At 58.4% G+C, this 14,192-nt stretch carries 12 protein-coding genes; 3 read left to right on the top strand and 9 right to left on the bottom strand.

What is annotated here, in order from left to right; translation table 11 throughout:
• Positions 1–55: 55 nt before the first annotated feature.
• Positions 56–1,372: an O-antigen ligase family protein gene (locus JNB91_RS12185; protein ID WP_220325779.1), complete on the top strand. Its 1,317-nt coding sequence runs from the start codon at positions 56–58 to the stop codon at positions 1,370–1,372.
• Positions 1,373–1,809: 437 nt separating this feature from the next.
• Here the strand turns inward: JNB91_RS12185 and JNB91_RS12180 are convergent, their stop codons facing one another.
• From JNB91_RS12180 to JNB91_RS12145, 8 genes are all read right to left on the bottom strand, one after another.
• On the bottom strand, positions 1,810–2,751 hold the full coding sequence (locus tag JNB91_RS12180) for an ABC transporter substrate-binding protein (protein ID WP_220325778.1): 942 nt from the start codon (positions 2,749–2,751) through the stop codon (positions 1,810–1,812).
• Positions 2,752–2,760: 9 nt separating this feature from the next.
• Entirely contained in the window at positions 2,761–3,795 is a 1,035-nt protein-coding gene (locus JNB91_RS12175) for a FecCD family ABC transporter permease (RefSeq protein WP_220325777.1), read from the bottom strand.
• Complete coding sequence (locus JNB91_RS12170; protein ID WP_220325776.1) at positions 3,795–4,787, bottom strand: FecCD family ABC transporter permease; 993 nt, start codon at positions 4,785–4,787, stop codon at positions 3,795–3,797. Before JNB91_RS12170 ends, JNB91_RS12175 begins: the two co-directional genes overlap by 1 nt.
• Complete coding sequence (locus JNB91_RS12165) at positions 4,784–5,584, bottom strand: ABC transporter ATP-binding protein (protein WP_220325775.1); 801 nt, start codon at positions 5,582–5,584, stop codon at positions 4,784–4,786. The genes JNB91_RS12170 and JNB91_RS12165 overlap by 4 nt, the downstream gene beginning before the upstream one ends.
• Before the next feature lie 22 nt (positions 5,585–5,606).
• Positions 5,607–7,979 (bottom strand): TonB-dependent siderophore receptor, encoded by a 2,373-nt coding sequence (locus JNB91_RS12160; RefSeq protein ID WP_220325774.1) that lies wholly within the window; start codon positions 7,977–7,979, stop codon positions 5,607–5,609.
• A 95-nt stretch (positions 7,980–8,074) separates the two neighbouring features.
• Positions 8,075–9,010 (bottom strand): FecR family protein, encoded by a 936-nt coding sequence (locus JNB91_RS12155; RefSeq protein WP_220325773.1) that lies wholly within the window; start codon positions 9,008–9,010, stop codon positions 8,075–8,077.
• A gap of 82 nt (positions 9,011–9,092) precedes the next feature.
• Positions 9,093–9,605: an RNA polymerase sigma factor gene (locus JNB91_RS12150; protein ID WP_220325772.1), complete on the bottom strand. Its 513-nt coding sequence runs from the start codon at positions 9,603–9,605 to the stop codon at positions 9,093–9,095.
• Positions 9,606–9,734: 129 nt separating this feature from the next.
• A complete protein-coding gene (locus JNB91_RS12145) occupies positions 9,735–10,628 on the bottom strand; it encodes a LysR family transcriptional regulator (RefSeq protein ID WP_220325771.1) in 894 nt (297 codons plus the stop codon).
• A 112-nt stretch (positions 10,629–10,740) separates the two neighbouring features.
• On the opposite strand from JNB91_RS12145, the gene JNB91_RS12140 reads away from it, so the two are divergent.
• Complete coding sequence (locus tag JNB91_RS12140; protein ID WP_275957784.1) at positions 10,741–11,913, top strand: L-talarate/galactarate dehydratase; 1,173 nt, start codon at positions 10,741–10,743, stop codon at positions 11,911–11,913.
• An 11-nt stretch (positions 11,914–11,924) separates the two neighbouring features.
• Here JNB91_RS12140 and JNB91_RS12135 read toward each other — a convergent pair whose 3' ends face one another.
• Positions 11,925–12,950 (bottom strand): LacI family DNA-binding transcriptional regulator, encoded by a 1,026-nt coding sequence (locus tag JNB91_RS12135; protein WP_220325769.1) that lies wholly within the window; start codon positions 12,948–12,950, stop codon positions 11,925–11,927.
• 239 nt (positions 12,951–13,189) lie between these two features.
• Between JNB91_RS12135 and JNB91_RS12130 the strand changes: the two genes are divergently transcribed.
• Positions 13,190–14,170 carry a Bug family tripartite tricarboxylate transporter substrate binding protein gene (locus JNB91_RS12130; protein WP_220325768.1) on the top strand — a complete coding sequence of 327 codons (981 nt, stop codon included), beginning with the start codon at positions 13,190–13,192 and terminating at the stop codon, positions 14,168–14,170.
• Positions 14,171–14,192: the final 22 nt, after the last annotated feature.

Raw genomic sequence — 14,192 nt, 5'->3', positions numbered from 1 at the left:
ATGCTCACCGTTTTACGAGATTATTCCCACTTGTTGAGCTTTTGGGCTGCCGTTGATGAAGCTTTTTCAAAGAACTGCGAGCGGAACGGATGTTGATTGGCGGGCAATGGAGTGCTGGGGGGCCGGCATATCGCTTTTCCTTCAGACAGGAGCCCTTTTCCCACTCCTCCTGGCCGATGCCGATGGGGCATTAAGCGATCCGGCCAAGGCTAAATTGCGCCTGCTGTGCCTGCCTGCATACGCTTTTGCCAGCTTGGTCTTGATACGCAACAGCAGGCAGTTCGTCATCGCGATCAGGCGGAACCTGCTCTTGCCTGTTCTCCTTGCTTTGCCGTTCTTGTCTGTGCTCTGGTCGGTAGGCCCATCGACGACACTGAGACGGGCCATCGGCCTTTTGTTTACGGTGCTCTTTGCCTATGCGTTGGCGATGCGCTTTACGCCACGGCAGTTGCTTCTGATCGTCTTCGCGACCTTGGGGGCCTGTGTTGTCCTCAGTGTGATGATGCTTGCAATATCACCAGGTCTTGCCCGCATGCCTGGCGATGGAGCCATGCGAGGAATCTTCCTCAACAAAAACAGTCTCGGCTGGTACGCCTGCCTGATGTTGCTGGTCGCGACGATCGTTTTTATGGACAGGAGTTTAGGCTTTCGCCGCTCCGCCTGCGTCTTGCTGGTTGCAGGCATCATCTGCCTCGCAGGCTCCGGGTCGATGACGGCAATGATCGCTACTGGGTCCGCATATTTCCTGATTGCATTTTACGTCATCCTGCAGCGAAGCAGCGGCATCAGCCGGGTGGTCATCATCCTGATATCTGTCCAGTCGTCTGTCGGCGTCCTTATTCTGCTTCACGAATTTCTGGTGCCGTTGTTGGAGGCGCTCGGTAAGGATGCGACGTTGACAGGGCGTGTTCCGCTATGGGAGCTGGTCGATCATCAGATCGCTGACCGCCTTCTGCTGGGTTACGGCTATCAATCCTTCTGGATAGAGGCAAATCCTTCCGCCTGGGCCATATGGTCGGAAATCAGGTGGCAGGCCCCCCACGCTCACAACGGTTTCCGCGACACGATGTTGAGCTTCGGAATATGTGGAACTGCGCTCTTTATCGCCCTACTCGTGCGCGCGATGCATCAAGGCGCGGTCCTTCACTGCCGCGATCCATATTTTGGTTGGCTTTGGATGAATGTGTTCACAGGGGTTATGCTGGTGATGAACCTGACTGAGAGCCTGTTCCTGATCCAGAATGACGCGATCTTTATTCTGTTCACGACAGGTGCCATCATGTTTTCGCTATACGCGCCTGCCGTTTCGACAAGCTCCAATCTACAACGGCCGGCGCCAATGCGCGGACCAACGCCTGAGTTGCAGATCTGATGGAGACGAAGACGGGACAGAGGCAGGCTGCCGCCGTCGCTCCATTTTTTGTTGCGGAGGATGAACCGTTGTCAGGGATGGTCGGGTGGAATAGGAGCTGTTCAAGTCGATGAGCGGAATTGCCGCAGAGGCGCGCCTCAAGTGAACGAGATCACAAAATTTCATGGCTTGAAACAGAAAATATACATTTATCATCAGACGGATGGGTAAAAGTATTCGCAAACGGCTTAAGCGTTGCAGATCAACCGAGAATGTCGGTTAGCCTGAAGATTAAACTATCTGAAATCACTCGCACTTCCTTGAGAAGCCGAGCGATGTGCCAATCATGAAAATCGAAACCCTGCGACTCCTTGAATAAGGCCCGGTTCCGTATCGCCTGGCCTCAAAACGACGAGTTCATCGAAAGCAGTGATAGCTCGAGATCGAACGGACGGGATTTAATCCGCTTTGGCCTCCAACTTGTCGAGAAAAAGCGCAGCCCCACGAAAACTCGGCGGGTAGATTTCATAGCGCGAAAAACTGAGTATCCGCTTTGCCTGATAGGCGCGCAAAAAGGCTTCATAACCGGGAGCGATGCGGCTGAGTGCTGCAAAAATGCTGTCTGCCGTTTCACCGCTTTCGGGGAGGTAGGATGAGACGATCAGGTCCGCGTCGATTTCGCCGATCAGTTCGGCTCCGATGGTCATGCGGCTCTGGCCCGATGGAACGCTTTTCGTCAAGGCCACGCGTTGAAGCCCGAGATCATCGAGAACCATGGTCAGGACGCCATACTCCTTGAGAAGTCCGAGCGTCCCATCTCGCTCATTGGCTATGATGGCGCTATAGGTTCCTGACAGGAGTGCCGGCGAAAGGGATTTTCGGGCCGCTTCAATGCGAGTGTCGTACGCGGACTTGAGTTCATCGAAACGGGCCTGCTTGCCGATCCAGCCTGCATAATCTCGATAGAGTTCGAACGGCGGCCTGCCGTTTTCGGCATCGAACATCAGCGTTGGTGCGATGGTGAAGAGTTGCTCGCGCAGGGCGCCGTAGTCACCAATATTGGCAACGATGAGATCCGGTTTGAGCGCGCGAATACGTTCCAGATCAGGCTTGCCGTGGATAGATGCCAGTTCGATCTCGTCAAAATCCAGCCCGAACAGCTCGCGGCCACCACGCATGAAGGCGCTGCCGTCCGGCGCCAGCCGACCGGCACTGGCGATCAGCGGTGCATCGAGTTCACGTGTCATCACAGTTAACGTCCAGTCATGCAGAGAGAGGATACGTTGCGGTTCATCCGGCACGTTGACCGTGTTGCCACCATGATCCGTCACGTTGCGGGCGATTGCGGACGGGGCGAAGGCGAGTGTAGCCGCGAAAATGGCGATCGACAAAAGACGCATCAGTAACTCCTAACGGCGTGGGCGGGCGAGGCGGGCGGCTGCGAGGAATATCAACACTCCCGCGATCGATATCAGGATGCCAGCCGGGACGACGACTGGCAGGAAGAGGGTTCGCCCCGCGGTATCCGCGGCCAGCAGGATGAGCGCGCCGACAAGCATGGTGACCGGCATGACCTCTCCAGGCCGTTCACCGACGAGGCGTCTGGCGATATGGGCTGCGATCAGTCCGAGAAACGAGATCGGCCCGATCGCGGCAACGACCGGGGCCACAAGCATGGCAGCAAGTAAAGTCAGCAGCAGCGACAGTTTGCGCGGCGAAGCGCCGATCCCTGCCGCCTGCTCATGGCCGAGCAGGAGCGGCATGACCTTGCTCGAGGCAATCAACGAAACCGGCAGCAGGAATGATCCCCAGAGAATGAGCATGGCCGCGTTGCTGGCGGAAACTGCGGTCAGCGACCCGTGCGACCAGGAGAGCCAGCGGGCGAACTGCAAGATCCCACCCTGAACCATGACGATCTCGATCGCGGCGATGAGCACGATGCCAACCGCGAGGCCGACCAGAATCAGGCCGGAAGATGAGGTAAGTCTGTAGGCAAGTGTCATCACCAGAATGGCCGTTGCGAAGCCCCCCGCAAGACCGAGCCAGACCAGCATGGACGGGGCAAGGCCAAAGACCGCCGCGCCGATCACGATCGCTGCCATGCTACCCTGCGATATGCCGAGCAGGCCGGGATCCGCCAGCCCGTTTCGCGCAACGATCTGCAGAAGGTGACCTGAAGCTGCAACCATGGCGCCGCCAAGAAGGGCGGCAACGATGCGTGGCCAACGCAGTCCCATGATCGAGCCCGTCTCGGGATCGGACGCTTTGAATGGAAACAGCCAATGCAGGATATCCGCGAGTGCAATGGCGGTAGAGCCGAACTGCAAGCCAGCGATGCTGGTGGCAAGCAGCAGCACAAACAATGAGCTGATGACGGCGGCAGGTCGCAGGCGGATTGGCAGATGCACTGCGCGTCCAAGCCTCAGGGTAATCTCGCCCCGCATCAGGCCATCCTCCGCCGGAGCGTGGTCAAGACGATCGCGAGGAAGGCGACGCCGCCACACAGCGCCATCACTGTGCCGACATGCAGCAGTTGCGGCGAAAAGAGCGTGCGAGCGAGCATATCGGTCGCCACCACGATCACGGCTCCGATCAGCGCACAGGAGATCATGGCGATGCGGCCAGTCTCGCCCACCAGCAGCCGGGCGATGTGGGGAGCGACCAATCCGACGAAACCGATAGGCCCGACGACGCAAACGGCCGAGATCGCAAGCGGGATCGCGAGCGCCAGGGCGGCGTAACGGATAAGCTGCGGGTCGGCACCAAGCGCGGCCGCCTGTTCGGTACCGAGTGTCTGGAGGTCGAGCGCGCGGCAAAGGATGATCGCCATACCGATGCCGAAAGCGCCAAGCGGCCAGAGCAGGGTGAGCGGCTGGTAGTCAAAATTGCCGATATCGCCAACGAGCCAACCCATCAGATTGCCGAAGCGATCAGGATCGAGCGATATGGCGAAGGTGGTGGCCGACGAAAATAGCGTCGCCGTCATCGTGCCGCCGAGAATGAGCGACAGCGGATCGCGTCCTCCCTGGCTGACGAGGCTTGCGGCGAGAAACGTCACACCGACCGCGAAGATGCCGCCCGCCAGCGCAGGCCAGAACAGGGCTGCGCCATCCAGCCCGAGAAAATAGATGCCGAGCACCACGAAGGTGACAGCGCCGCTGTTGATACCGAGCGTCGAGGGCGAGACGAGATCGTTGCGCAGGACTTTTTGCAGCAGAAGGCCGGAAACTGCCAGCACTGCGCCCGCATATCCTGCGACCACGAGCCGGGTCAGGCGCTGTTTGACGACGACCACATGCTGGTAGTTGCGAGGGTCGTGATGGAAGAGCGCATCGAAAACCAGCGCCGGAGACGAAAAACGGGCGCCGGCCGCTAGATGCAGGCCACAGAGCAGGGCAAGGACCACGATCAGCAGCGCAAGACCGAGCCCCTTCATTCGAGCGCGCTTTCGGGCAGGTGCACCACAGCGCGACCGAACGGCATGGCAGCGGTGGCGATCCCGTAGACGGCGGAAATGTGGGCCGGTGTTAGCACATCCACCGGTGCGCCATCGGCCACCACCGTGCCACCTGACATCAGGATGATCCGATCAGCATAAAGGCTTGCCAAAGTGAGATCGTGCAAAACAGCGACGACTGACCGACCGCCGGCCGCCTGTCGGCGGGCGATATCGAGGAGCGAGTACTGGTATTTGAGGTCCAGATGATTTGTCGGCTCGTCGAGTAGCAGGATACGGGCATTCTGCGCCAGCGCCATGGCCATTCGGCAGCGCTGCAGCTGGCCGCCGGAAAGTTCTCCGACCCGCCGTTCGGCAAGATCAGCAACCTCCATTATCCGCATCGCCGCATCGATATGGGCACGGTCTCGGGACGTGCCGCGGCTCAGCCAACCTTCATGGGCGTAACGGCCCATGCCGACAAGATCCGCCACCAGCATGCCGTCCGGTGCTTCGTTGGATTGCGCCAGCATTGCCATGTGCAGGGCGAGTTTCTTGCGGGAAAGGGAGCCGACCGGCTGGTTGTCGAGCAGAACCGAGCCGTGAGCGGGCTTCAACAGCCCGGCCATGATTTTCAGGAGCGTGGACTTGCCGCAACCGTTCGGGCCGACGATCGCGACGAATTCACCCGGACGGAAACCAAGCGACAGGGCTTCCAGTACGGCGTTTCCGCCATACCCGAAACTCAACTCGTTGACGGAGAGAACTTCTCCGCCTTGCTTTCCGTCAGATGTCATGTCCGGCAATACGTCCGCCCGATCAGAACGAGGCCTTGAGGGACGCCATGAAGCTTCTCGGCGCACCGGCATGGTTTTCCGTCCTGCTTGCGGTGCTCTCGATGTATTTCTCATTCGTAAGGTTTCGACCGACCAGCGAGAAGTCGAGATTTTCATTGATCTTGTAGGAGACCAGCGCGTCGAGGCGATAGTAGCCGTCGACATAGGCGGGCTTTTCTAGATCGGCATTTCGCTCACCGGCTGCAGTAATGCCTGCGCCAACTTTCAGTCCCTCGAACTGGCCGGTCTTGAACTCATAGGTCGTCCAGAGGCTGCCGCTCCAGTAGGGTACGCCCACGAGGCGGTTGCCGACGACGGATTCGACGGTGTCTTCGGTTACACGCGCGTCTACATAGCCCAGTGATGCAATGACCCTCCAGCCATCGGTGATTTCACCGCTTATATCCAGTTCAGCTCCGCGGGAACGTTGTCGGCCTGCCAGACGCGCGTAGTCTTCGTCTGGAACGTCGACAGCGACATTCGTCTTGGTAATCTGGAAGACCGAGAATGTTGCCGAAAGGCGGTCCGTTATTTCGGCTTTCACGCCAGCCTCTATCTGCCAGCCTTCTTCCGGATCAAGCACTTCGTTGTTCTGGCCGAGGGAGCTTTGCGGCATGAAGCTTGTTGCGTAACCAGTGTAGAAGGACAGGCGATCTGTCGGCTGGTAGACGAGACCAACACGGCCTGTGACAGAACCACCGTTGAAGGCCGGCTCTTCGTTGGCGTAGACCTGATCGACTTCATGATCGAAGTAGTCGTAACGCAACCCGGCGAGCGCCTTCCACTGATCGGAAAACTCGATCTGATCCTGCAAATAGACTGAACTCGTGACGATGTCCTGGATATAGACATTTTCCAGATCAGCAACGGGTCTCGTTGCACCATAGACCGGGTCGTAAATATCGATATCGCCGATCGACTTGCGTGCCGACCAGAAATCCATGCGCGAACGGGTCTGTTGAACGCCGGCAAGAACCGTATGGCCGATCATGCCTGTGTCGAAGGTCATGATGCCTTCGAGCTGCAGGTCGAGATTGCGCATGTCCTCGATACGGTCGGTATAACGGCGCGACAGCGAACGTCCGTCGACCTCGTCGAGATCGCGCAGATCGATGCCGGTGTCATGAGTATACGCGTCGTCATAACGAACGGTACTGCGAACCTTGAGCCAATCCGTCGCCTGATGTTCCGCCGTCAATGAGACGCGGGTCTTGCGGCTGTCTACCATAGACCAGTCTTCCCCGAGGAAGCGATTGTAGGGGACCTCAATGATCTTGTCGTCCAGGCCGAAGATCAGGCCGCGATCATAGGGTTGGATCTGATGCGTGTGGTCGGCGCTGAGGCTGATACGGGTGTCGTCGGTCGGATTATATTCGAGAACGCCGCTGATATACTGGCGCTCGCTATCCGGCCGATAGTCGATAAAGCCGCCATCGCGCTGGGCGGCTCCGGTAATGCGGCCCGTCAGCGTGGCATCGTCATTCAGGGGCCCGCTGGCTGTCGCTTCCGCGCGGCGAAAACCATAGCTTCCGAGCTGGGTCGTGGCTTCCGCGGTTGGCGTTTCGGTCGGGCGGCGGGTGACGATATTGATCAGGCCACCGGGTTCGCCGCGACCGTACAGAACCGATGCCGGCCCCTTCAGAACTTCGACGCGTTCGACGCCGGCCAGATCCGGGTTGACTTCCGGGCGACTGCCGGTGGCGTTCAGCACCGAGCCATCAATGGCGTAGGTGTTGGATGCGAAGCCGCGGGCTATGAAGGTTTCTGCACGGTTTGCACCCGTGCTGCTCTGGCGGACATTGGAAACATTGCTCAGCGCTTCGGTCAGCGTCGTCGCCTGCTGATCGGTGATGACGTCGCGCTTCACCACCTGGATCGACTGGGGGACATCCCGCAGCGGTGTATCCGTCTTGGTGCCGACGCTGCTGTCTTCAGCCTGATAGCCGCTCAGCGGCTCGCCGGTCAGTACGATCGGTGCCAGCGCGGTTGCATCATTACCGCCCTGCGCGGCGGATGCCGAGGAAGAAATGATCGTTACGGTGTCATTGGCGCCGAAGCTGAAGCGCAGACCCGTGCCGGCCAAAAGCTGTTGCAGCGCCTGTTGCTCCGAAAGTTCTCCTGCAACGCGCTGGCTTCGGGGCCCCGCCGGAAGTGTTCCGTCATAGATGATATTCGTGCCGGTGATCGAGCTGTAACGCACCAGAGCAGATGCAACCGACTGCGCCGGAATGTCGAAACCGGAGACCGCAGTCTGTGCATAGGCAACCGTGGGAAATACAAGCACCGCAGCCGTGGCCATCAGTCTCGTCTTGTTGGAGAACCGTCTCATCCGGCTCAAACTGTTTCGCAACGTCATGTATGCCCCCTGCTGATCTGCGGCTGGCCTGAACAGGCCTTCTGGCGATGAGTACGAAGCGCCGAGGCAAAAACCTGAGTGGAAAATGAAATTTTCTAGATCTTTTTTGCGGAGACCAATGTGAGATAAGGCGTGTAGCTGGAAAGCGCGATCGGAAGCCCCTGTTCCAGCGTCTTGTCGATATCGGCCATGTCGTTGACATCGATGATGGCGGTAACCTTGCGTCGTGCCAGTATCGGATCCAGGATGATGAGATGTCCGTCGCGCCAGCGATTGATCTCCTCGACGATCTCCCCGAGTGACCGAGAAAGGAATACGAGCCGGCGCTCTCGCCAGGCAAGCCGGCTGTCTGTTTCATCCGAGGTCACGCGGCCGAACCGGTTGTCGGCCCAGTCCAGCGATTGGCCTTCGCTCAGGTCGATCATCTGTCCATGGGCTTCTACGCGCACGTTATGTTCGGTGACGGCGACACTGGTGCGTTCGGAAAAGATCGAAACGGAATAAGCGGTGCCAAGTGCGGTGGCGCGCAAATCTCCCGCCCAAACGACAAAGGGGCGTCGTACATCCGGCGCGACTGTGAAATAAGCCTCGCCGGTGTGCAACACGATCCTGCGCGCCGTGGAGGTGAAATTTACCGTCACAGAGCTTGATGCAGACAGCTCGATTGTCGATCCATCCTCCAGCCTTATGGCATGGGTTTCACCGGTACCTGTGGAAAAATCCGGTCGGCGTGTCCAGAGCCATCCGTAGCCGGCCACGGTTGCGACCACGAAGCTTCCTGCGGCGGTCTTGAGGAATGCACGTCGTGAACCCGAAACCTGAACAGGCTTCTGCTCGAAGGCGGCGCGCTCCCATAATTTCTCCATGCGGGCATAAGCTTCCGCATTACGGCTGTCAGCAAGAAGCCATGCACGAAAACTCTGATGGTCGGATTCCGTGGCCCGTTCATCGAGCAGCCGTGCGAACCACGCTGCGGCTTCACGCGAGGCGTCCTCGTCCCTAGTCTGGCTGCTGTTCGGTTGCTCTGTCATGGTGTGCTGTTTCACCCCTGTCCTGAAAGCTTAACGAACGAGGGAGGTGAAAATCCGGGTATGGCGGGTGCGAAAATCGTCTTCACGTTTCAGTTCTGTCGAAACCGTCCAGGCGTTCGAGAGCAACGACCATATGGCTGAACACCGTTTTGGGGGATATGCCGAGCTTTTCTCCGATTTCGACATAAGTCATGCCGTCGATGCGCGCCATCACGAAAACTTCGCGAGCGCGAGGTGGTAGCGCAGCGATCGCTTGTGACAACGATTGCATCCGGTCTCGCGCAATGACGTTGTCCTCTGGCGTCGGCGCGTTATCTGTCAGAAATTCGAGATATTCGACGCCTTCCACAAACGGAGCGATACGCTGGCGTCGACGGAAATCGATGGCGAGATTCTGGCTGGTACGAACGACGTAACCATGTAGCTGCGAGGCGTGCGGAAGCCTTTCACGTCGTTCCCATAGTCGCAGGAACGTATCCTGTACGAGGTCTTCCGCCGCAGTATGCGAGCCGACAAATCGCGAAATGCTGGACAACAGCCGTTTGCGAAGACTGAGAAAAGTGCCGAGCAGGTCCGAAGAGAAGGCCGTTTGCATGGCTGTGCGACTATCAGGACGCTTCATCAGGGGCAATAATTGTGCCGGAAAATACTACCGGTTTTGTCATGTTTTGGAGCTTTCGCCAAAAGCCGTTGCTTTCATGCCACTCTGATCTGCTGGAGTGCATTACCGCTCCCGTTCGCCGACTCTGGAGATGAGATTGCATATTTCGGGCAGAAGGAGGCTCCTGTTATCCGGGCTCCATACCGCATGAAGCTCCGCTATACATTCCTCGTGCAGATCAATGGGGCGGAAAACAACATTATCAAAGCAGGCATTTTCCGTGCCGGCAGGGACGATCGCAAGGCCGATTTCGGCGCTGACCAGCGACAGGATGGCCTGCGAATGGGTCATGCTTTGCACTATTTTGGGTGTGACGCGGTTTTGCGTCATCAATTGCGCCAGCTTGTCATGCAGATAACGTGCCGGTGTCGAAAATGCGATGAAAGGCTCGCCGTTCAACGCGTCCAGTGTCGGACGGCGGGTTGCGGCAAGCGGATGTGCGCGGGGTATCGCCAGCATCATCTGCTCACGCGCCACACAGAGGCTTTCGAGATGATGTGCGCCGGGCAGCGGACGTGAAAGCCCGAGATCGATATCGCCGGCATTGATCGCTTGCAGTTGCTCGGACGTTTCCATCTGCACCAGTTCAAGCTCGATTTGAGGCGCGGAAATTCTGGCTTGGCTTATCAATTTAGGTAGAAAACTGTAAGTGGCCGCTCCGACGAAGGCGATCTTTACTGAACCCGCGCTGCCGCGTGCTGCGCGCCGTGTTGCGGTTATTGCGGCATTTCCCTGATCCAGCAGTTTCTGCGCCTCGGCGAGAAAAGCGAAGCCGGCAGGCGTGAGCGTGACGCGCCGGCTGGTCCGCTCCACAAGGGTTACGTCAAGCTCCTGTTCGAGAAGCCTGATCTGCCGACTAAGCGGAGGTTGGGTTATGTTCAGCCGCCTGGCGGCCCGGCTGAAGTTCAGCTCCGATGCCAGCACCACGAAAGAACGGACTTGCCCCATATCCAGCATCTATTCAAATCCTGTATCGATGAAGAACAATAATCAACTTGGACTTAAATTAATCGGAGGGGTATCAGTCAAGCGAGGACAGAGCCGAGAGGGCTGAGCAATGGGTGGAGCCATGGATACGCTATCTGCAAAAACGAATGATGCGCCGCACTCTGGTTCAGGCGACCAAATCGCCTGGATAAGGCTTTCTTCGATCTTCTTGCCGCTGAAGACGCCCATCAGCGACGCGAAGGTCCTGACCGGACGTCAAAAGCCCTTGACGGAAGTAGCCTTCCTCTTTGCCGAGATTGAAACGAAACAAGGCCATAGCGGCATCGGTTTCAGTTATTCCAAGCGTGCCGGTGGCCCGGGTCAATACGAGCATGCCAAGGAGATCGCCAATGTCCTGATCGGGGAGGATCCGAACGATATCGGCAAGCTATGGAACAAGCTCTGCTGGGCCGGCGCCTCTGTCGGGCGTAGCGGACTTGCGGTACAGGCTATCGCGGCCTTCGACGTGGCGCTCTGGGATTTGAAAGCCAAGCGGGCCGGTCTGCCGCTGGCCAAACTGCTTGGCGCACATCGCGACAGCGTGCGTTGCTACAACACGTCCGGCGGCTTTCTGTCGTCCCCTATCGAGGAAGTTCTCGAAAACGTGGAGCAGTCGATTGCAGTCGGTATCGGCGGCATCAAGATCAAGGTTGGCCAACCGGACATGGCGGTCGACCTGAAACGCGTCGCAGCCGTTCATGACAGGATCGGAGGTCGTGCGGCGATGATGGTCGATGCTAATCAGCAATGGGACCGCCCGAGCGCCATGCGTTTCGGCCGTTTGATGGAGCCCTATAACCTGACCTGGATCGAAGAGCCGCTCGATGCCTACGACGTCGAGGGACATGCGGCGCTGGCGGCACAGCTCGACACAGCGATCGCAACCGGCGAGATGCTGGCAAGCGTGCTGGAGCATGTCGCGCTGATCCAGAACAATTCCGTAGACTTCATTCAGCCGGATGCGCCGCGCGTTGGCGGCATCACCCAGTTTCTGAAAATCTGCGCCCTCGCAGAAGCTAAGAAACTTCAGCTTGCACCGCATTTTGCCATGGAGATCCACCTTCATCTGGCTGCGGCTTATGAGCTCGAGCCCTGGGTGGAGCATTTCGACTGGCTTGATCCGCTGTTCAACGAGCGACTTGAAATCAGGGATGGCCGGATGTTGGTGCCGACCCGTCCGGGTCTGGGGATCACATTGTCGGAACAGTCCGGCCACTGGACGCGTGGAACGGCGGAATTCGGCAAGCGCCCCTGAATAATCTGAAATCAGGCGGTGCCGCGGGCAACGATGTGGAAGTCAATATTGATCATCGCCTCCACATCCTCGTCGCCATCGATCTTTCTGAGGATGGATCTCGCTGCCTTGGTGCCGATATCGCGCCGATCTATGCGCACTGTCGTCAGCGGTGGGTGAGTGTGCGGAGCGAAGTCGAAATCGCCAAAGCCTATGATGGCAAGATCGTCCGGCATTTTGCAGCCACGTGCATGGGCTTCGGCCAATGCACCATGGGCGACGACGTCCGACGAGCAGAACACGCCGAGCGAGCCTTCTCCTCTGTCCAGAAGCTGCGCCATCGCAACACGACCGTCGCGGAAAGTGGAGGGCGAGTTCATTTCCAGTTCCGGTAGCTCGACCTCGGCTATTCCTTTCAGGCGCTCGACGAACCCGTCGCGGCGCTGGACAGCGCGGGGATCGTTGGCGCCGATTTGCGCATAGCGGTCATATCCCCTGATCAGCAGATGCCCCGCTACCAACGAACCGACTGCGGCATGGGAAAACCCGACCGCCGTATCGAGCGGAGAGGGGGTGGAATCCCAGATCTCCACAATCGGCAACCCCGCACCGGTCAACATCGCACGGGTTTCCTTCAGGTGGGTAATCCCTGTCAGAATGATCCCATCCGGACGGCGGGCTAGGATGGCGCGGGTCAGTTCAAGCTCACGGCTCAGGTCATAGCCTGATAGGCCGAGCAGGAGTTGGTAGCCGGCCGAAACCAATTCCGCGTTAAGCCCCTCAATGGTCTCAGCAAAGATCGTGCTGGCGACAGATGGCACGACTGCGGCAATCAGCCGGGTCTTTCTGGAGGCAAGCCCGCCCGCAAGGAGATTGGGCACATAGCCGGTTTTCGCGATGACGCGTTCTATCGCTTCCAGCGTCCGTGGCTTAACAAGATGGGGCGTGTTGATCGCTCGCGAGACCGTGACGGGCGATACCCCTGCCAGCTTTGCAATGTCAGCTAGCGTGACCGGGCCGCTCGCGGTGTTTTGCTTGATTTTTTCGTAGTCAGCCATAACCATCATCCTTGCGCAAATGAGTTACGCTTTCATTTCGATCTTAATCAAGAGACAATATGCAAAATTTCGCAATTGACGTTCTAATCTATTGATTTCGTTAATTGTAAATTTTTCCTCCAATGGTTGCGACATGGAATTTTGAGGCTACAATGAAAGCGCTTCCATTCTTCGTCAGGAGGGTTTCGAAGGATGGGTGAGTGGGACCGGCAGGAGGCCGGGCAAGAGGAGGAAGTGATATGAAGCTCAAGCGTTTCATGACGTTTGCGGCCGTTACAGCCGCGATCTGTGCAACCGGCCTTCAGGCAAGTCATGCGCAGGATTATCCGACCAAGACTGTTACGGTGGTCGTGCCGTTCGCTGCCGGCGGCAATACCGACACGTTCGGTCGCCTGGTGGCGGAAGAACTCGACAAGCGGCTCGGCCAACGTTTCATCGTGGAGAACAAGCCGGGTGCCGGGGGCAATATCGGGCTTGGCGATCTCGCCCGCTCGAAGCCGGACGGCTATACGATCGGTATGGGGACGGTCAGCTCCAACGCGATTAACCAGACGCTCTACAAGACCTTGCCCTACGACAAGGAAAAGGGGTTCGCACCAATTTCGCTGATCGCTAGCCTGCCGAACGTGCTGGTCGTCAATCCGGACAAGATCAAGGCGAACAATGTCGAAGAGCTGATCGCCTTCCTGAAAACCGAGCCGGGCAAGCACACATATGCGTCTTCCGGTGTCGGAACATCCATCCACCTGGCGGGTGAGCTTCTGGCCACCAAGGCCGGAATCAAGATCACCCATGTCCCATACAAGGGGAGCAGCCAGGCGATCCTTGATGTCGTGGCCGGCCATGTCGACATGATGTTCGACAATATTCCGACGGCCGCCCAGCAGGTAAAGGCCGGCAAGGTCAAGGCACTTGCCGTGACGAGCTTGGAAAAGGCTGCTTTGCTGCCCGACGTGCCGACCATGGCAAGCGTCATTCCCGGCTTCGAGGCAACCTCGTGGCACGGCCTCTTCGCGCCTCCCGGCACGCCGCCGGAAATTGTCGAAAAGCTCTCGAAGGAAGTCCAGGCAATCATCGCCGAGCCGGCGATGCAGGAAAAGCTGAAGGCAATGGGCGTGACCCCGGTCGGCAACACGTCTGCCGAATTCCAGACCTTCATCGACAAGGAAACGGCCAAGTGGGCCGATGTCATCAAGGCCGCCAACGTGCCGCTGCAGTGAGGCAATCTGCCGGCCGGGCCTG

Source organism: Aliirhizobium wenxiniae, assembly GCF_019511445.1.
GTDB classification, from domain to species: Bacteria; Pseudomonadota; Alphaproteobacteria; order Rhizobiales; family Rhizobiaceae; genus Neorhizobium; species Neorhizobium wenxiniae_A.
Note: the sequence above shows the minus strand (reverse complement) of the source record. Positions and strands in the feature narration are given on the sequence as shown.

What these genes read in the sequence shown, in the direction of transcription:
- JNB91_RS12185 (WP_220325779.1), top strand. Translation starts at nt 56, where the DNA reads ATGAAGCTTTTTCAAAGAACTGCGAGCGGAACGGATGTTGATTGGCGG.
- JNB91_RS12130 (WP_220325768.1), top strand. Translation starts at nt 13,190, where the DNA reads ATGAAGCTCAAGCGTTTCATGACGTTTGCGGCCGTTACAGCCGCGATC.
- JNB91_RS12145 (WP_220325771.1), bottom strand. Translation starts at nt 10,628, where the DNA reads ATGCTGGATATGGGGCAAGTCCGTTCTTTCGTGGTGCTGGCATCGGAG.
- JNB91_RS12180 (WP_220325778.1), bottom strand. Translation starts at nt 2,751, where the DNA reads ATGCGTCTTTTGTCGATCGCCATTTTCGCGGCTACACTCGCCTTCGCC.
- JNB91_RS12155 (WP_220325773.1), bottom strand. Translation starts at nt 9,010, where the DNA reads ATGACAGAGCAACCGAACAGCAGCCAGACTAGGGACGAGGACGCCTCG.
- JNB91_RS12150 (WP_220325772.1), bottom strand. Translation starts at nt 9,605, where the DNA reads ATGCAAACGGCCTTCTCTTCGGACCTGCTCGGCACTTTTCTCAGTCTT.
- JNB91_RS12170 (WP_220325776.1), bottom strand. Translation starts at nt 4,787, where the DNA reads ATGAAGGGGCTCGGTCTTGCGCTGCTGATCGTGGTCCTTGCCCTGCTC.
- JNB91_RS12135 (WP_220325769.1), bottom strand. Translation starts at nt 12,950, where the DNA reads ATGGCTGACTACGAAAAAATCAAGCAAAACACCGCGAGCGGCCCGGTC.
- JNB91_RS12140 (WP_275957784.1), top strand. Translation starts at nt 10,741, where the DNA reads ATGGATACGCTATCTGCAAAAACGAATGATGCGCCGCACTCTGGTTCA.
- JNB91_RS12165 (WP_220325775.1), bottom strand. Translation starts at nt 5,584, where the DNA reads ATGACATCTGACGGAAAGCAAGGCGGAGAAGTTCTCTCCGTCAACGAG.
- JNB91_RS12160 (WP_220325774.1), bottom strand. Translation starts at nt 7,979, where the DNA reads ATGACGTTGCGAAACAGTTTGAGCCGGATGAGACGGTTCTCCAACAAG.
- JNB91_RS12175 (WP_220325777.1), bottom strand. Translation starts at nt 3,795, where the DNA reads ATGCGGGGCGAGATTACCCTGAGGCTTGGACGCGCAGTGCATCTGCCA.